This is a genomic window from Gorillibacterium timonense (assembly GCF_001457415.1).
Taxonomy (GTDB): Bacteria; Bacillota; Bacilli; order Paenibacillales; family NBRC-103111; genus Gorillibacterium; species Gorillibacterium timonense.
This window is the reverse complement of record NZ_LN881722.1, coordinates 688587-705762: the sequence shown is the minus strand read 5'-3', so window position 1 is coordinate 705762 and position 17176 is coordinate 688587. Positions and strand designations below refer to the sequence as shown.

The following is a 17176-nucleotide window of genomic DNA, read 5'->3' as shown; positions in this document are numbered from 1 at the left end:
GTATTCTTCTTTTGTGTCTGGTCTGCGTCCATTATAACAGCTTTTCCACCAATCGATGAGTGGGCAAGGTGAGATCGGCACGAATTTCGCAGCCCTCAGGCTTATCCAAGCTTTTGAGAAAATGGTCGATCACCCCGACGAAGCCCCGACGTTCTAGAACACTGTCCCAGCTTCCGAAACGGATTGAGCGCTCTCCGCTCGTAACCGAAGACAGAATTCCCTGCTCCAGGTTGACGATCTCTGCCGTGTGGCCGCTTCCATACAAAGACAATCTCTCGAGATCGCTTCCGGCTGCCCGGTTCATGGCAAACTGGGCGGTGAAACGGCCGGATTCCACTCCGCCAGAAGCATGAAGCAACCGGCCTTCCGAGTCGATCCTCAAGCTTTTGCCGACGACGGCAGGCTCTTCTCCTGCGAGCCACACCAGGAGATCCAGCATGTGAATCAAATCATCGTACAGGGTTCGCTTGGCGTCATGCTTTTGCTGGCGGATGCGGTGCTTCTCGGCAACTGCGTATTCGATTCCCCCTGCATCTCGAACATGATTGCGAGCTTGCTGATAGAAGGGAGCAAAGCGTCGGTTAAAGCCGACGGCGAGCAGCAAGCCGCGAGCCAGCGCTTCCTCTGCCATGGCCCTCGATTCCCGGATGTCGTAGGAGAGCGGTTTGTCCACATAGACGTGCAGCCCTCGCCGCAAACAGCCGAGCACCAGCTCCGTATGAGCCTCTGTAGGCGCATGAATGAATACAGCCTCCGGTTCAGCCTCCAGCAGTTGGCCGAGATCGGTGCCTCCTGCGGGAAATCGATATTCCGCGCGGATGCGATCCACCGTCTCCTGTCTCCGGCTCATCACCGAGACGATTTCGATTTTCGGATGCCGGGATAGAACCGGCAAATAAGCTTTTTGCGCAATGTCACCCAAGCCGATGACGGCTATTCTTCGTTTGGTCATTCGAATCGTTCCTTTCTAAAAAGGTACTCGTTATCCTTCGGCCAGCTTGCGGAGCAGCTCCGCTTCAAGCCGAACCGGTTCCTTTGGAACTCGCGACAAGCAAAAGCTGTTGATCAGCTCCGAAGCCCGCACCGGTTCGGGCTGCTCCAGGAGGCCGCTCCAATAGGCAAGGCAGCCCACCACCTCTTCCGCTCTTCGGCCAGATCGCCTCATCGAAGAGATGCCGACGGCGCCGTGACGCTTGGACAACCGGGAGCCATCGGGTCCGTACAGCAGCGGAACGTGGACATAGTTCGGCGCTTGTTCGCCAAGCGCCTCAAACAGGAGCAGCTGACGCGGAGTCGAATCGAGCAGATCCATTCCCCTCAATACGTCGGTGATCTCCATATCCGCATCATCGACGACGACAGCCAGTTGATAGGCGATGATGCCATCCGCCCGACGAACGACGAAATCCCCTCCCGCTCCCGACAAGAAAAGCTGTTCGCCCAAGAGCCCGTCCGTGACTGTTATCTCCTGATTCGGAAGGACAAAGCGCAAGGAAGGCTCCTTGCTTGCTGCTTTCATTCGCCTCTCTTCTTCGGACAACCGGCGGCAGGTCCCTGGATAGACCGGCCCCTCGGAGCCGATGCCGTGAGGTGCGCTTGCAATACCGGCGAGATCAGCCCGGCTGCAATAACAAGGGTAGAGGTACCCACCGGCTTGCAGCCTATCCAATGCTTCCCGATATCGGTCCTCCCGCTCGCTCTGAACGTACGGGCCGTAGGGACCGCCTTCCTTCGGCCCTTCATCAAAATCCAAACCAAGCCATTCCAGGTCGCGAATGATCTCTTCCGCCCATTCCGCCCGAGAGCGCGGCTTGTCGATATCCTCCATGCGGAGGATAAACTCTCCCCCCGCCGCACGGATTTGCAGCCAGGCCAGCAGCGCCGTGCGCGCATTGCCGAGATGCAGGCTGCCGGAAGGGGTCGGAGCGAACCGCCCCCTCCGCTTGGACGCTGTTTCAGCCATCACATTCTCCCGCTTTCCATCAACTTGTCTTCTACCACCTTACTACACTCCGGATAGGCGCGAAAAGACCGATTCGCAAAAACGGACACCTCCGCTTGAAGCGAAAGGTGTCCATCCTTGCCAGCATGCCCGGCATGGGGCCGTTCAAGGTGAAGGGATGCCAAGCCAAGAGCCGTTGTCGCCTTCATCTTTGTCTTTGTCTTTGTCTTTGTCCGTGTCTTTATTTTTATCTTGGTTCTTGTCTTTGTCTTGGTCCTTATTTTTATCCTTGTCTTTATCCTTGTCCTGGTTTCCGTTATTTCCTTGGTCACCTTTTTGTTTGTCGTTATCCTTGCTATCCTTGTCGTTTCCCTGATTATTATTGTTGTTTCCTTGATTGTTGTCTTTATCTTTGTCTTTGTCTTTATCTTTGTCTTTGTCTATATCTTTTTTATCGTCCTTATCCTTGTTCTTGTCGTCGTCCGTTTTTTCGTTCCCTTTTCCGTTTCCGTTGTTCCCCTTCTGTCCGTTGCTATTCCCTTTCCCCGCAGCAGCCGTTTGCTCCGATACGGGACGGATCACAGGCTCAGACGTCACACCGGTTGACGAGTTGGTCCTGTCCCCAACAGAGCTTGGCGATGGGGTAGACACAGCCGGTTCGGCATTGCCCTGCTTGTTCTTCAGTTTGCGATCAAGCTCGCCGCTCTTCTCTTCTTTGAGAAGCGACTGAAGGCTCTCCTTGGTCAGTTGGTCCTTGCTGATAAAGTTCTCGATTCCGCCGGCCGATTCCGCCAGCTTCCTCAAAGATTGCGTCTTGAATTGGTCGACCGTGACGGAATAGCCGTTATTCTTGGCGCTGAGGTACGCGGCGTATTTGCCAGCGGACAGCTCGACCTTCTTCGCTTCATTCCGAATATCAGGCGTGGCGGAAATAGCGGCCACGGCATAATTTTCAACTTCGTTGGAGTGATTCTTGTCCAAATACGCTTTGACCGTCGTCTCCAGTTCCTCCGTCAGTCGGGAATCGACAAGCCGGCTGTCCTTCACGGTCGTTGCGGTGATCATGATATCCGCTTCCCCGGTGGACAAATAATTTTTCTCCGATTGTGCAAGGAGCTCCTGCATGATCCCATCCAAGGTCTTTTCCTTGTAGGCAATCCCCTGAATGAGCGCCTCTCCATCCCCGTTCAAGGCGCTTAGTGAACGGACTTTCTCCATTTTATCGACGCCGATCTCGACACTGGGGTTGATATCCAGAGAAACGTAAGCAACAACGCTCCGTCCGGAAAACCAGGCGGATGGGTTGCCTACATGAGGAAATCCGCCAAAGAGAATTACACAAATGAGGATCGCAGCCGCCAGAGAAGACAGCATGGAAAAAGGCGTCAGTCGGTCGCGTTCGCGAGCCTCCGACGGGGCAAACGAAATTTCTTCCCCTACTCGGCAGGTCCGGTTTTTTCGGGCGATTTCCCGAAAATGGCCGTCACCGGTCATGATGATGAGGGTTTTTGCCTTTTTTTCCATCACGATACCTTTGTTCATGAAGACACGCTCATTTCTGTGGAATTTCCAGCATGGAGATATTCGCGGAGAAAAGGATAGGGACCGTTGTGGATCAACGCAACGGCGATGATGTATTTGCGGTTTCGCTCAATTGTTTTGCGGGACAGCTTGGCGCGTGAAGTCAATTCGGCAACCGGCAAAAGCTTGCGGCTGATCAGATACCGCATCAGATCCGCATCGCCTGCAAGCAGTCGCCCCACATTCATCAGCATAAGGCGCGAGTCGGCATGCTTGGGCGAAGCCTGGACCAGATCGGCAAAACGAATTTCGAACTCCAGCAGAACACGGCTGAAATCGAGGATTTCGCTCTGGCGTTCCTCCGCTTTTTGCATCGTTTCATGGGCTTCCACGGCTTGCTTGATTTCCAAGGGATGAAGACCGGCCGTTTCCTCGTCCCCTTCCGACTCGAAGGAGCTGAAGGGTATGTTCACGGCATGCCGTTCCTCTTTGCGGAAATAATCGATGAGGCGGCGGCGGACCACCGTCTCGGCAAACCCGAGGAAGGATCGCCCGGAATCACGGGAATACCCATCGATCGCTTCGTTAAAAGCAGCGAGAGCGATGTTGAACTCATCGTCCCGGGAGGGGTCGATGTAGCGTTTGCAGATTTGACTGGTTATTTTGGCCACGAAGGGCTGGTAATCGGTTATAAAGGGATTTCGAAGTTCCTGATTGCCGTCTTGAATAGCGACGACGACCTGCTCCGGCTCTTGCGGAGTTTTGGACTCCGGTGTCATCTCCGAGGAGTTTTTTCCCAAAAATCGTTTAAACATGGCGAGTATCACGACTCCACCTCACATATAGTTTTCGCAGGGTTTATCGCTCTTGCGGGGGTCCGTGTTGCTTGCGACCGGCTTGGGATTCCGATCTCTTTCGACATTATACCACAACTTCCCTCCTGAGAAGGGAGCCCCGCATGCAGTCCCTACTCAACAAACGAAAAAGAAGCCGTCTATGTTTCACCAAAGAACGGCTTCTTACGTGATTCTAGTTGCTTTCAACGGAAAGCGCTTCATCTTCGGAATTCCATGAATTCCCTATCCGGCTTCACCCCGTAATGCGCCGCTCGCTGATGATCTCACGCTGAATACTTAAGGCAGCAAGCCTGCTCTTTAGTTGCCCCTCCCACTCGTTGTCGCCGAACTCTTTGGCGACACGGAGCAAATCCAGCGACATGTCGATCTGGCGGTCCACCAGGTCCATCGGATCGTCATTCTCTTGATTGATACAATTTTCAAATAACTCGTCCGATTTATTCCCCTGCACATAGTCCAAAAAGTTAATCTCCGAGGCTCCGTCCACCGCCACATATTCCGCCAATATTTCGAACTCCCGCCGAACCAAATAGTGCACATCCGTCCTGTGACATACCGGGCAATACAAGGTGGGTACATTCAGCATACGTGTGTGGAGATGCTTTACGATTCCCCGAGTGCCGATCATGCTGGCGCCGCAGCAAAAGCTCATCGAACTCCCCTCCTTCAGATGATGGGATAAGATCGCTTCACTTCCGTTTCAAAGATTCATAGAACAGTAGGTCTTACTCCTATCTTATCCAGTTGGAAGGACTTTGAATAAGGATCGCTGATATTTTCGAGATGAACCGGATGGACAGCTAGCGTTATGTGAAGCGATCAAGCTCCCGAAGTATCTCAGCCCGGTGGTAGATTAGTCCCACATGCAAAAAAGCGGAACCCGTTTTCCCTAGGGATAGGAAAATCGGATTCCGCGGAAGCATAACATTATTCTTCGGGATCAGGGAGCTCGTCTTGATCCGGGAACAGAGCCTTGTAGCGCTCCTCCTCCCAGAGAGCCTCCGTTTCTTCCGGAGCCTCAAGCTCCACTTGCACGAGCCAAGCCTGATTCGGGTCCAGATTGACCAAGGCCGGATTCTCGGCAACGGCAGGGTTGACTGCGACGATCTTGCCGCTGACAGGCGAATCCAGCTCGCTTACCGATTTCACCGATTCCACGCTGCCAAAAGGCTCACCCGCGACAAGCCGTTCTCCGGTCCGTGGCAGCTCTGCAAAAACGAGCATTCCAAGCTCATGCTGAAGATAATCCGTCAGGCCAAGCTTGGCCGTTCTTCCTTCGATCATTACCCACAAATGCCCTTCGCTGTACTTCCGTTCCTCTATTGTCATGCCCATTATCCTCCTTGGTTGTACATAGCAAAGCCTTCCGCGGGGCTATCCCGGCAGAAGGCGATCACTGCTTGATTGCTTACACACGCAGGGTCTTTCACCCTGTCTTCCCGTTCATCGGCACAAGCTGCTTTCCCTGTATCCGATCATCGAAAACGTCCCATCACGAAGGGCAGCTCGTTCCGGGTGTATGTTCATGCGGTAAGCCCATGGCACGGCATGTAAAATCCCATCCGAAAGCGTCCGAGATCCGTTCACTGAAAGAATCGTAGCATTCCAAAAAAACAAAGTCAATGGTATGGTTATTTCATTATAACCATTCTATTTAATGAAAAAACGGACGGCTTTGATGAACGCAAATCAGCCTCCGATGGTTCTCATCGGAGGCCGAGCGTTGATGAAGGAAATACGCCGGAAGATGGTAACCCGGCATGGGGTTGATCATCATGATGCGACGCCTCACCACTCGCATACACCCGCATGGGGGTGGAAGGAGGGGGGGTTACCGGATGGCGGCGACGATCAGATCGCCCATTGCCGAGGTTCCGAGGGCCGTGCTCTTGTCTACCGCGATATCTCCTGTTCGATAGCCCGCATCAAGAACTTCCGCCACGGCGCGCTCGATGGCTTCGGCTGCTTCATGGTAACCGAAGGTCACCCGATACATGAGTGCCACCGACAAAATCGTCGCCACCGGGTTGGCGACACCAAGGCCGGCGATATCGGGAGCGGAGCCATGCACCGGCTCGTACAGCCCGAAGCTGCCTTCTCCGAGAGAAGCCGACGAGAGCATCCCGATCGAGCCGGTCAGCATGGCCGCTTCATCACTCAGAATATCGCCGAACATGTTCTCGGTCACGATGACGTCGAAGCTGGATGGACGGCGAAGGAGCTGCATCGCACAGTTGTCTACTAGAACATGCTCCAGCTCGACATCGGGATAGTCGGCCGAGATGCGAATGACCGTCTCCCGCCACAAACGCGATGTCTCCAGCACGTTTGCCTTGTCCACCGACGCCAGCTTCTTGCGGCGGGTCCGAGCGATCTCAAAGGCTTGGCGGGCGATCCGCTCGACTTCCTTAACGTTGTAGGAGCTGGTATCGACGGCTTCCTCTCCGCCTTCGCTTTCCCGGCGGAATTTCTCGCCGAAGTAGATGCCCCCGGTCAGCTCGCGGACAACGATCAGGTCGGTTCCTTCCAGCACCTCCGGCTTCAGCGTAGACGCTCCCATCAAGCAATCGAACACGAGAGCCGGACGAATGTTGGAGAACAGCCCGAGCGCTTTGCGGATGCCGAGCAATCCCGTCTCAGGCCGCAGTTCCTTCGAGTTCGTGTCCCATTTGGGACCGCCGACGGCGCCGAGAAGCACGGCATCCGCTTTGCGACACATCGCAAGCGTGTCCTCCGGCAGCGGCGTTCCCCGCTCATCTATGGCGATTCCGCCAAAAAGCCCATATTCGAAATCAAAGCGGAGGCCGTATGCCTCCTCCGTCTTGCGCATCACTTTAATGGCTTCTGCCACCACTTCCGGCCCAATGCCGTCGCCCTCGATCACGGCGATTTTCTTCACGTCTGCCACCTGCTCCACCCCTTCAGTTCACGTTCATAGCCTTTCTTCATTTTTGCACAGGAAGGCCGGTTTGACTAAGATATAAATTCTATTGCCTTAATAGATAGAATCAATAAAGCTTCCACCGAAAAACCCGCAAGAGAGCCCCGGACGGGTTCCCTCTTACGGGTCGGATCGAACTCGACAAGGCAGGTACAAATGATCCTGATTGCCGGGTTTACAGGATTCAGCTAGCACGCTGTCAGCTCTAAAACTATGGTCTCAGCACAACTTCTCATACCAATTGACGCCGATTCATATCCACACGATTAGGCTGACAGCGTACTAGCACGCCCTCACCCTTAATCGTTTGGTTATAACTTGCCGTTGGGGATGAGGAAGGGTGCTGAACCATTGGTTTTTGAGATGAAAGCATCCTATGCCAGCGTCACGCCGTCGCGTCGCCCTTCCGCAAGCGAACGCCTGCGATCAAGCAGCCGGTTCAACGAATCCACGTAAGCGCGAGCGCTTGCCTCGAGAATATCGGTGCTCACTCCTCTGCCTTGAGAGGAGATACCGTCCTGAGCCAAGACCACATGCACTTCCCCAAGAGCATCCTTGCCATGGGTTACCGACTGAATGGAGTAATCCTGAAGCTCGACATTCTCCTGGGTTGCCTTGTCGATGGCCTTGTAGATGGCATCCACCGAGCCATTGCCGGCGGCTGCTTCCTCAACGACCGTTCCGTCAGCAGCGTGAATGCGGACCGATGCCGTCGGCACCGATTTGTTGCCGTACGTCACCTGAATGGTCTCCAGAACGAAGGCTTCCGGAACGGCGATCAGCTTCTCTTCAATGAGGGCACGGATATCTTCATCGGAGACATCCTTTTTCTTATCGGCCAAATCCTTGAACTTGGCGAACGCCTCATTCACCCGCTCATCGTCCAAGGTATAACCGAGATCGAGCAGCTTCTCACGGAAGGCGTGACGGCCGGACAGCTTGCCAAGCGTCAGCTTACTCTCGCGGAGACCGATCGTCTGCGGGGAGATGATCTCGTATGTGGTCTTCTCCTTCAGCACGCCATCCTGGTGGATGCCGGATTCATGGGAGAAGGCGTTCGCCCCGACGATCGCCTTGTTGCTCGGCACTGGCATGCCGGTGAGGCGGCTGACGAGGCGGCTGGTGCGGGCGATCTCGGTCAGAACGAGTCCGGTCTTCGCCTGGAAGAAATCCTGCCGGGTCTCCAGCGCCAGTGCAATCTCCTCAAGCGCCGTGTTACCGGCGCGCTCGCCGATCCCGTTGAAGGTCCCCTCCACCTGGTCCGCCCCGTTCAAGACAGCGGCAAGCGAGTTGGCCGTCGCCATACCGAGGTCGTCATGGCAGTGGCAACTGAGCTGAATCTTCTCGATCCCGGGAACCTGCTCCTTCACGGTCTTGAAGATGTTGCCGTATTCGGCCGGGGACAGGTAACCGACCGTATCCGGAATGTTGACGACGGAAGCTCCCGCCCGAATAGCCATGGCGACCACTTCACAGAGGAAGTCGAGCTCGGTGCGGCCGCCATCCTCCGGGGAGAATTCGACCTTGTCGAAGTACTTGCGAGCGTACCGGATCGCCGCTTCGGCGGTCTCCAACACCTCATGCTTCTCCATGCGGAGCTTGTGCTTGCGATGGATGGGCGAGGTGGCGAGGAACAGGTGCAGCCGCGGATCTTGAGCGTCCTTCAGGGCCTTCACCGCAGCGTCGATGTCTTGCTCGCGGCAGCGAGACAATGCCGTGATGGAAGCATTCCGGACCGCGCGGGCGACCTCGCCGACGCTTGCCACTTCTCCCGGCGAAGAAGCCGGGAATCCCGCTTCAATCCGGTCCATGCCTACCTTTTCCAATTGAAGGGCGATCTCCACCTTTTCCTGGGTATTGAGATTGACGCCCGGCGTCTGTTCTCCGTCGCGGAGAGTCGTGTCAAACAGATAAATCTTCCTCATCCCATTCACCTCCTGTAAGTCTATTGATTGGCAAGCCTGCTTATTTCTTGATCCAATGCATCATTTCGCGGAGACGGCCGCCGACCACTTCGATCGGATGCTCGGCTTCGTTGCGGCGGGTTGCGGTCAGGAAAGCACGGCCGGATTGATTCTCCAAGATGAAGTCACGCGCAAACTTGCCCTGCTGAATGTCGGCGAGGACCCGCTTCATTTCCTTCTTCGTCTCTTCGGTGACGAGACGCGGTCCGGTTACATAGTCGCCGTATTCCGCCGTGTTGCTGATGGAGTCGCGCATCGTGGCAAGGCCGCCTTCGTAGATCAGGTCGACGATCAGCTTCATCTCATGCAAGCATTCGAAGTAAGCCATTTCGGGAGCATAACCGGCTTCGGTCAGCGTCTCAAAGCCTGCTTTGATGAGAGCCGCCCCCCCGCCACAGAGAACGGCTTGCTCGCCGAACAAATCCGTCTCGGTTTCTTCCTTGAAGGAGGTTTCGATGACGCCGGCGCGGGTACAGCCGATGCCCTTCGCATAAGCGAGTCCGACCGCCTGAGCGTTGCCTGTCGCGTCTTGGTGAATCGCGATGAGTCCGGGAACCCCAAATCCTTCCACATACGTGCGGCGTACGAGATGGCCTGGTGATTTGGGAGCGACGAGCAAGACATCCACGCCAGAAGGAGCGACGATTTGCCCAAAATGAACGTTGAAGCCATGCGAGAACATGAGCACATTTCCCGGAACCAGGTTCGCTTCGATTTCATCCTTGTAGACCTTGGCCTGGGTTTCATCCGGCATGAGAATCTGCACCACATCGGCAAGCTTGGAGGCTTCCGCGACGGTATAAACGTCGAAGCCGTCATTCTTCGCTTTGTCGAACGATTTGCCCGGACGCAACCCAATGATCACCTTGATGCCGCTGTCGCGCAGGTTTTGCGCTTGGGCATGCCCTTGGCTGCCGTACCCGATAACCGCGACGGTTTTGCCTTTCAATGCTCCGAAATCGGCGTCTTGCTCGTAGTACATTGTCACTGCCATGATAAATGCCTCCTTTGGGATGTACCCTTCCAATCAGGGACCTGAAGAGGCGAAGCCCTTCGCCCGCTCAGGCTCCCCTTGGAAGGGGGGAACGATTGAATGTTACGGACACCTTTTCTTCATGTCCAAAAAAGCTCTCTTCTATTTCAAGCTGCGAATCATCGCGGTAACGCCGGTGCGAGAAAGCTCGCGGATGCCGTAAGGCTTCAGCAGCTCGACGATCGCGTCGACTTTATCGGTGCCTCCGACCGCTTGAACGATCATCGCGGAAGGTCCGATATCGACAACGGACGCCCGGAACGTTTCGACGACGCCGAGAATTTCCGGACGGGCGGACGGCTCCGCGTTCACCTTGATGAGAGCGACTTCCCGCTCCACATTCGGATTCTCGCTCAAGTCGACGACCTTGATGACGTCGATCAGCTTGTAGAGCTGCTTCTCGATCTGTTCCATGGTCGAATCGTCGCCGCTCGTCACGATGATCATTCGAGACAGCCCGACTTCCTCCGAAGCTCCCACGGTAATGCTATCGATGTTGTAACCGCGTCTTCCGAAGAGACCTGCGACCCGCTGCAGGACGCCTGGCTGGTTGTTCACCAGTACGGATATCGTGTGCTTCGTTTCGATCATTCCGCATCCCCCATTAGCATCTTGTCGATGGTATTTCCCTGCGTGACCATCGGGTACACGTTCTCGTATTTGCTGACCCGGAAGTCAATGAGCACAGGTCCCGGAGTGTCCAGCGCTTCCTGCCAAACCTTGCGCGCTTCCTCCTTGTTTGCGGCCCTGAGGCCCTTCACTCCATACGCTTCTGCCAGCTTGACGAAATCGGGGCTTCCTGCCAGATCAATGTGGCTGTAGCGCTGGTCGTAGATGATCTCCTGCCACTGACGGACCATCCCGAGCACCTGGTTGTTCAGGATCACGATCTTCACCGGAATGTTGTTGATGGCGCATACGGCCAGCTCCTGGGAGCACATCTGAATGCCGCCGTCGCCGTTGATGGAGACCACCAGCTTATCCGGGTTGCCCATCTGAGCGCCGATCGCGGAAGGGAAGCCGAAGCCCATTGTGCCGAGTCCACCCGAGGTGACGATGGAGCGGGGATGCTGGAACTTGTAGAATTGGGCGACCCACATCTGATGCTGGCCAACGTCCGTCGTGACGATCGCCTCACCCTTCGTCGTTTCGTTGATCATTTCGATCACGAATTGAGGCTTGAGCTCTTCGTCCGAATCTTTATACCGGAGCGGATAATCCCGCTTCATCTGTTGAATGTGCTTCACCCATTCGGCGGTGGGAGCTGCGGTCGCCTTCGTGTTGGCATAAGCGAGTACGTTCTTGACGTGCCCGACGACCGGAATGTCCGGCTTGACGTTCTTGCCGATCTCCGCCGGATCGATGTCGATGTGAACGATCTTCTTTGCCTTCGGCGCAAAGCCCTTCAGCTCCATCGTCACGCGATCATCGAACCGGGCCCCGATACAGATCAGAAGATCCGCATTCTGAATGGCCATGTTCGCCGTATAGGTCCCGTGCATGCCGGGCATTCCCATCCACAGCTCGTGAGCGCTCGGGAATCCTCCGAGGCCGAGCAGGGTTGTCGTGATCGGAATGCGTGTCTTCTCCACGAATTCCAGCAGCTCTGCCGAAGCGTCCGCACTGACCACGCCCCCTCCGGCCAGAATGACCGGCTGCTCCGCTGCGCGGATGGCCCGAATCATCTTGTCGACCTGCAGCTTGTTCGGATCGGTCGTCGGGTTGTAGCCGCGGATGTTGACCTCCGTCACCGGACGAAACTCGGTCAGATGCGCGGAGACGTCCTTCGGAATATCGATCAGTACCGGTCCTTTGCGGCCAGTTCCGGCAATATGGAAAGCCTCGTGGATAATCCGCGGAAGCTCCTGAACGGTCCGCACCAGGTAGCTGTGCTTGGTCACGGGCATCGTGATACCGGTGATATCGGCTTCTTGAAAAGCGTCGGTGCCGATGAGCGGACTGGCGACGTTGCCAGTGATGACAACGAGCGGCACCGAATCCATGTAGGCTGTCGCGATCCCTGTCACCAGGTTCGTTGCCCCGGGTCCCGAGGTCGCGATGCATACCCCGATCTTGCCGGTCGTACGGGCGTACCCATCAGCCGCATGGATGGCTCCCTGCTCATGTCGGGTCAGCAGGTGATGGAAGTCCGCGTTGCCGTGCATCGCATCGTAGATGTAGAGCACCGCACCGCCGGGATAGCCGAAGACGCATTCCACACCCTCCAGCAGCAGGGAGCGAAGCAGAATTTCGGAACCGGAGATGACATCGGGCTTCAGCAGCTTGACCTTCAATTCTTCCTTCAACACTTTGGCTGGACTCGGAATACTCATCCTAACCCCCCCTAAATTTGGTTTATCGGCAGGTTGCCGCAGTATGCAAAAAACCCCTTTCGTCCCTGAACATTTCGGTTCAGAGGGACGAAAGGGGTTAGCTTCCGTGGTACCACCCAGCTTTGCCCGCGCTTCGCAGCGCAAGGCCTTGGTCGGTGCAGCCAAATTACCGGTACACCGCGGCACGTAACGGGTGCCGATCCGATTCTCCCTAATGCGCCGCTTCAAGCTTGCGCGGCTTTTCAGGAAAACAGCTCCGAGGTGAGCTCGCATTCAAAGGATAGTGGCGTCGGTTTCAGCAGGTTCCGCCGCTCTCTGGTTCACCAGGGCCTTTGGTGCTTCGTCCTCTTCATAGCTGATCTAACGTGTGAGGTTTTGATTAAGGCTTATTATAGGCAGGCGATTTTCAATAGTCAATACCTTGCCGGTTTAAACCAGTAAAGAATTTTACCGAAATATTCGCACAACGACCGAAAAACCTAACAGGAATGCGAGGTTGACTCTAGAAAAAAGGGCGTATCACCATTTTCTTTCGCAATGATAAATCGCACATTCGCCCGCTTAATCCGCAACTCCAAGCGCCTTATTCTTCTCCTTGAACCGCTCATTATGCGAGGAGACGTACGCAACCTTCGGGGCGGACGGATCGAGGTAAAGCTTCGCGCTGTTGACCGCAAGCACAGCATCCGTGAATGTTCCAGCAATGAGCCGCACCTTGCTGGAATAATCGACAAAATCGCCTGCGGCGAAGACGCCGGGAAGATTGGTTTCCAGTCTGTCGGACACCGTCGCGCACCACTCGCCCATCTCCAAGCCCCATTCCCGCAGCGGTCCGAAGTCGGCTTTGAGGCCGTGATTGACCACAACAGCGTCCACCTCAAGCCGCTCCGTCTCTCCGTTCTCCACATGACGGATCGTGACCTGATCGATGGTTTCCCCATTGTGGCTGTGCAAGTGAGTGACCGCATAAGGAACGCGGACGTTCACCGACGAAGCCATCATGCGGGCCACATTCTTCTCATGGCCACCGAAATGCTCCCGCCGATGGACGATCTCCACTCCAGCCGCGACGGATTCGAGCTCATTCGCCCAATCCACCGCGGAATCTCCTCCGCCGGATATCAGTACGCGTTTCCCTCGAAACGGCTCCAATTCCTGTACGGTGTAATGCAGATTCGTCACCTCATAGCGATCCGCTCCCTCGATCTCCAGTTTGGCCATTTTCAGGATTCCGTATCCAACCGTCAGAATGACAGTCCGCGTCAGGTGACGTTCTCCCGAAGCCGAAGTCAGCAGATAGGTTCCGTCCTCAAGGCGCTCCTGGGCCACGATCTGCTGCCCGAGAACGAGGGTCGGTTCAAAGGTCATGGCTTGCTCCCGGAGACGGTTTATTAAATCTCTGCAGAGCGTGGGTGTTACGCCGCCTACGTCCCAGATCATTTTCTCGGGATAGATGAGCATCCTGCCACCCAACTCTTCCTTGGCTTCGATCAACTTGGTCTTCATATCCCTCATCCCGCTGTAAAAAGCAGCGTACATGCCCGCAGGCCCTCCACCGATGATCGTGACGTCGTATAAGTCCAATTGGTCGCTCATGGCACCCTCCATTGATATTGATTATCATTATCAATACTGTATTTTAAATGAGCGCCCACTCTTTGGCAATGGACAAACCCGATAAAACGCAAAAAATCCGAACGGTCCCCCTTTGAGGAGACTCGTCCGGATTTCGAAACGCGCCATTCAGCTTACGCGTTGATTTTGGCTTTGGCGGTGTTGGCCAGGTCGGCGAAGGCTTTGCTGTCGGTGACAGCCAGCTCGGCCAGAATCTTGCGGTTCACGTTCACGCCAGCCAGCTTGAGACCGTACATGAATTTGCTGTAGCTCAGGCCGTTTTGACGAGCGCCGGCGTTGATGCGGGTTACCCACAGACGACGGAAATCGCGTTTTTTGCGGCGACGGTCACGGTATGCATACATACCGGACTTCATTACTTGTTGGTTCGCGGTTTTAAACAGGCGGTGCTTGGAGCCGAAATAGCCCTTAGCCAGCTTCAGTACTTTTTTATGACGACGGCGGGTTACGAAACCGCCCTTTACTCTTGCCATGGAATTCTACCTCCTGAGTTTTCGAAGAATCGATATTATTTAACGTATACGAGAATGCTCTTGATGCGTTTAACATCTCCGGAGGAGACAAGGGTTCCCTTGCGCAGATGGCGCTTACGGGAAGGCGATTTGCTTTCGAGGATGTGGCGTTTGAAAGCTTTGTTTCTCTTCAGCTTGCCGCTACCGGTTTTGGTAAAGCGCTTGGCTGCGGCGCGGTTCGTTTTCATTTTCGGCATTGACTTTATCCTCCTAGGACTGATTATGTGAAAAGGTCGGGCCGGCCTTATTTCGGGGACAGGATCATGATCATGCTGCGGCCTTCCAGCTTCGGCCTGCGTTCTACGACGCAAATATCCTTAGCTTCTTCCGCCACCCTCTCAAGCACCTTTTGTCCGATCGAAGCGTGAGTGATCTCACGGCCGCGAAAGCGCACCGAACATTTGACCTTATCCTGTTCATTCAGAAACTTCAAAACATTGCGCAGCTTCGTTTGAAAATCGTGCTCGTCGATCGTCGCGCTGAAGCGAACTTCCTTCAGCTCCACAACCTTCTGGTTTTTGCGGGCTTCCTTTTCCTTCTTCTGCTGCTCGTAGCGGAACTTCCCATAGTCCATAATCCGGCATACCGGGGGCTTGGCCTGGGGGGCTACGTTGACCAGATCAAGGTTGGCATCGACAGCCATTTGAAGAGCTTCGCGAAACGGCACAATGCCGAGCTGTTCTCCTTCGCCTCCGATGAGCCGCACTTCCTTGGCACGAATTTCTTCGTTAATCATATGGTCCTTACTGATAGCTTTCCACCTCCACATAATGGTTGGTCGCATTTCCTTCCACAACAAAGAAGGAGATGCAGGCAGAAAAGGCCCACATCTCCGTAGCTCGCAACAGCATTGTGGATGAACCAGCCGGCCGTTGCCGGGCAGGTGAGAAGCGGGCGCTTCTTCTTCGTTAAACACACTCAAATATCTTAGCATGCTGTTCCGTATGTTGTCAACCATGTTTAATCAAACTGCACCGCTCCGTGCAAATCCCCAAGGATTCCCCTCTAGCTCGCCTGCTTCTGCATCTCGTCGATGCGGATGACGCGCGTATGCTGGGTATGGCTCCACTGCTTGTTGGTCTGCGTGAAGAACGCATAGAACGTCAGAGGATACCAGGACAGCAAGTAGATCGGGAAGCTGATGAGCGATTTGATGATCTTCTTCGGCGCCTTCTCCAGGAAGAGGGCGATCGGGAACTGCACCACGCTGAGCAGAGATATCGTCAAGAGAAGCCACGGCGCATGCGCATAAATCGACGTCAGGTGGGGCTGACCGGGCAGCAGCATATCCATGTACAGGATCACGGTGACCAGTCCGGTGATAAAGACGTTATAGACGTTCAAGGCGTAGAGGGACATGTCGATCTTGGTCCAATTCCGCTCCTTGATCCCTTGCCAGAACAAAGGTAGAAAATACCGCCGGGCGACTTCGAAGTGGCCCTGCATCCAGCGCAGGCGCTGTTTCCAGGACGCCTTGAAGGTAAGCGGCTTTTCGTCGAACACCTTGGCGTCGTAGTTGAAGGTCGGATAGACGCCGCGTTTTACGCAGCGCATGGTGAATTCCAAGTCCTCTACCAGGCTTGTTGCTCCCCAGCCAATTTCCCGCAGGAGTTTCGATTCAAAGCACATGCCCGTCCCACCCAGGTAGTTGGCGAGACCGAGGTTTCGGCGAGACATCTGCCAGAGTCGGTTGCAAAACCAGTAAGAAACGGCATAAGCCGAAGTGATCCAGGAATCGTGCGGGTTCTTGGTATCCAGGTAAGCCTGGATGACGCGGGAGCCCGAGCAAAGATCATTGTTCATGTGCAGGAGATAGTCCGGGCTGGCCAGATTGTCCGCGTCAAACATGACAACGGCATCGTACTCCCGGGAAAGCTTCCACAGCTCGCGAAGCATCCATTCGATCGCATAGCCTTTGCCGCGGCGGGAAGGGTCATGACGTTCAAACGCATGGACACCGTAGCTGCGTGCGATAGCCGCCGTTTTGTCGGTGCAATTGTCGGCGATGACGAATACGTCGTAAAGCTCTTTCGGATAGTTGAGATGGCGCAGATTCTCGAGAAGCGCACCGACGACCTTTTCTTCGTTGTGGGCGGCGACCAGGATGGCAAACGATTTTTGCGGCGCGAACTCAGCACGCTTGTCCTTCTTGGCGAGGCCGAAGAACGCTACAATCGTTTGATACCCCCCGATCAGCACGAACACCACTTGTAAAACTACAAGTACCGTGTCCAGCATTGTGTTTCCCCCTTTTTCAAATACATCTTTGTGTATTTGATTTTCTCTCTTTTTCATTCTGTCTGTTTTGCTTTATCTCTTTAAAGCGTTTGTAAAACGCTGCCCGACTCTGATTTTCGCTTGAATACCGTGCTTTGTCAAAACCCCGTTTCCCTGAATAAGCGAAGGCACACGGAGGAAACGGGACGCTTATGCATCCA

The 17176-nt window shown here is 55.0% G+C and carries 16 protein-coding genes; all 16 read right to left on the bottom strand.

Translation table 11 applies throughout. From position 1 onward, the window contains the following. Nucleotides 1–31 precede the first annotated feature (31 nt). The 16 genes from BN2684_RS07655 to BN2684_RS07580 all read right to left on the bottom strand — a co-directional run bounded on the left by BN2684_RS07655 (nucleotide 32) and on the right by BN2684_RS07580 (nucleotide 16976). Entirely contained in the window at nucleotides 32–952 is a 921-nt protein-coding gene (locus BN2684_RS07655) for a Gfo/Idh/MocA family protein (protein WP_058301547.1), read from the bottom strand. A 30-nt stretch (nucleotides 953–982) separates the two neighbouring features. Then, nucleotides 983–1963: a tRNA glutamyl-Q(34) synthetase GluQRS gene (gene gluQRS / locus BN2684_RS07650; RefSeq protein ID WP_058301546.1), complete on the bottom strand. Its 981-nt coding sequence runs from the start codon at nucleotides 1961–1963 to the stop codon at nucleotides 983–985. A gap of 144 nt (nucleotides 1964–2107) precedes the next feature. After that, the gene (locus BN2684_RS07645; protein ID WP_058301545.1) at nucleotides 2108–3484 is read right to left on the bottom strand and encodes an anti-sigma factor domain-containing protein; all 1377 of its coding nucleotides are present in this window, start codon (nucleotides 3482–3484) and stop codon (nucleotides 2108–2110) included. Further along, a complete protein-coding gene (gene sigI / locus BN2684_RS07640) occupies nucleotides 3481–4278 on the bottom strand; it encodes an RNA polymerase sigma-I factor (RefSeq protein ID WP_082651820.1) in 798 nt (265 codons plus the stop codon). Before sigI ends, BN2684_RS07645 begins: the two co-directional genes overlap by 4 nt. Nucleotides 4279–4552: 274 nt before the next feature. Further along, complete coding sequence (locus BN2684_RS07635) at nucleotides 4553–4972, bottom strand: hypothetical protein (protein ID WP_058301543.1); 420 nt, start codon at nucleotides 4970–4972, stop codon at nucleotides 4553–4555. Nucleotides 4973–5247: 275 nt separating this feature from the next. After that, the gene (locus BN2684_RS07630; protein ID WP_058301542.1) at nucleotides 5248–5649 is read right to left on the bottom strand and encodes a glycine cleavage system protein H; all 402 of its coding nucleotides are present in this window, start codon (nucleotides 5647–5649) and stop codon (nucleotides 5248–5250) included. Between the two features lie 502 nt (nucleotides 5650–6151). Beyond that, nucleotides 6152–7228: a 3-isopropylmalate dehydrogenase gene (gene leuB, locus BN2684_RS07625; RefSeq protein WP_058301541.1), complete on the bottom strand. Its 1077-nt coding sequence runs from the start codon at nucleotides 7226–7228 to the stop codon at nucleotides 6152–6154. Nucleotides 7229–7635: 407 nt separating this feature from the next. After that, nucleotides 7636–9186 (bottom strand): 2-isopropylmalate synthase, encoded by a 1551-nt coding sequence (locus BN2684_RS07620; protein ID WP_058301540.1) that lies wholly within the window; start codon nucleotides 9184–9186, stop codon nucleotides 7636–7638. Between the two features lie 40 nt (nucleotides 9187–9226). Beyond that, entirely contained in the window at nucleotides 9227–10219 is a 993-nt protein-coding gene (locus tag BN2684_RS07615; protein ID WP_058301539.1) for a ketol-acid reductoisomerase, read from the bottom strand. Between the two features lie 141 nt (nucleotides 10220–10360). Continuing rightward, nucleotides 10361–10849 (bottom strand): acetolactate synthase small subunit, encoded by a 489-nt coding sequence (gene ilvN, locus BN2684_RS07610; protein ID WP_187385757.1) that lies wholly within the window; start codon nucleotides 10847–10849, stop codon nucleotides 10361–10363. Further along, nucleotides 10846–12591, bottom strand: coding sequence for a biosynthetic-type acetolactate synthase large subunit (gene ilvB / locus BN2684_RS07605; RefSeq protein ID WP_058301538.1), 1746 nt, complete (start codon nucleotides 12589–12591; stop codon nucleotides 10846–10848). The genes ilvN and ilvB overlap by 4 nt, the downstream gene beginning before the upstream one ends. Before the next feature lie 561 nt (nucleotides 12592–13152). Then, nucleotides 13153–14187, bottom strand: a complete 1035-nt coding sequence (locus BN2684_RS07600) for an NAD(P)/FAD-dependent oxidoreductase (RefSeq protein WP_058301537.1) — start codon at nucleotides 14185–14187, stop codon at nucleotides 13153–13155. Nucleotides 14188–14339: 152 nt separating this feature from the next. Beyond that, nucleotides 14340–14699, bottom strand: a complete 360-nt coding sequence (rplT, locus tag BN2684_RS07595; protein WP_058301536.1) for a 50S ribosomal protein L20 — start codon at nucleotides 14697–14699, stop codon at nucleotides 14340–14342. 35 nt (nucleotides 14700–14734) lie between these two features. Then, complete coding sequence (rpmI, locus tag BN2684_RS07590; RefSeq protein WP_058301535.1) at nucleotides 14735–14935, bottom strand: 50S ribosomal protein L35; 201 nt, start codon at nucleotides 14933–14935, stop codon at nucleotides 14735–14737. Nucleotides 14936–14982: 47 nt separating this feature from the next. Then, nucleotides 14983–15474, bottom strand: a complete 492-nt coding sequence (gene infC, locus BN2684_RS07585) for a translation initiation factor IF-3 (protein WP_058301534.1) — start codon at nucleotides 15472–15474, stop codon at nucleotides 14983–14985. 269 nt (nucleotides 15475–15743) lie between these two features. Then, nucleotides 15744–16976 carry a glycosyltransferase family 2 protein gene (locus tag BN2684_RS07580; protein WP_058301533.1) on the bottom strand — a complete coding sequence of 411 codons (1233 nt, stop codon included), beginning with the start codon at nucleotides 16974–16976 and terminating at the stop codon, nucleotides 15744–15746. Nucleotides 16977–17176 lie beyond the last annotated feature (200 nt).

Coding starts and splice junctions, on each gene's coding strand:
- infC (WP_058301534.1), bottom strand. CDS start 15,474: ATGATTAACGAAGAAATTCGTGCCAAGGAAGTGCGGCTCATCGGAGGC.
- BN2684_RS07655 (WP_058301547.1), bottom strand. CDS start 952: ATGACCAAACGAAGAATAGCCGTCATCGGCTTGGGTGACATTGCGCAA.
- BN2684_RS07600 (WP_058301537.1), bottom strand. CDS start 14,187: ATGAGCGACCAATTGGACTTATACGACGTCACGATCATCGGTGGAGGG.
- BN2684_RS07645 (WP_058301545.1), bottom strand. CDS start 3,484: ATGAACAAAGGTATCGTGATGGAAAAAAAGGCAAAAACCCTCATCATC.
- rpmI (WP_058301535.1), bottom strand. CDS start 14,935: ATGCCGAAAATGAAAACGAACCGCGCCGCAGCCAAGCGCTTTACCAAA.
- gluQRS (WP_058301546.1), bottom strand. CDS start 1,963: ATGGCTGAAACAGCGTCCAAGCGGAGGGGGCGGTTCGCTCCGACCCCT.
- ilvN (WP_187385757.1), bottom strand. CDS start 10,849: ATGATCGAAACGAAGCACACGATATCCGTACTGGTGAACAACCAGCCA.
- rplT (WP_058301536.1), bottom strand. CDS start 14,699: ATGGCAAGAGTAAAGGGCGGTTTCGTAACCCGCCGTCGTCATAAAAAA.
- ilvB (WP_058301538.1), bottom strand. CDS start 12,591: ATGAGTATTCCGAGTCCAGCCAAAGTGTTGAAGGAAGAATTGAAGGTC.
- sigI (WP_082651820.1), bottom strand. CDS start 4,278: ATGTTTAAACGATTTTTGGGAAAAAACTCCTCGGAGATGACACCGGAG.
- BN2684_RS07635 (WP_058301543.1), bottom strand. CDS start 4,972: ATGAGCTTTTGCTGCGGCGCCAGCATGATCGGCACTCGGGGAATCGTA.
- BN2684_RS07615 (WP_058301539.1), bottom strand. CDS start 10,219: ATGGCAGTGACAATGTACTACGAGCAAGACGCCGATTTCGGAGCATTG.
- BN2684_RS07580 (WP_058301533.1), bottom strand. CDS start 16,976: ATGCTGGACACGGTACTTGTAGTTTTACAAGTGGTGTTCGTGCTGATC.
- BN2684_RS07630 (WP_058301542.1), bottom strand. CDS start 5,649: ATGACAATAGAGGAACGGAAGTACAGCGAAGGGCATTTGTGGGTAATG.
- BN2684_RS07620 (WP_058301540.1), bottom strand. CDS start 9,186: ATGAGGAAGATTTATCTGTTTGACACGACTCTCCGCGACGGAGAACAG.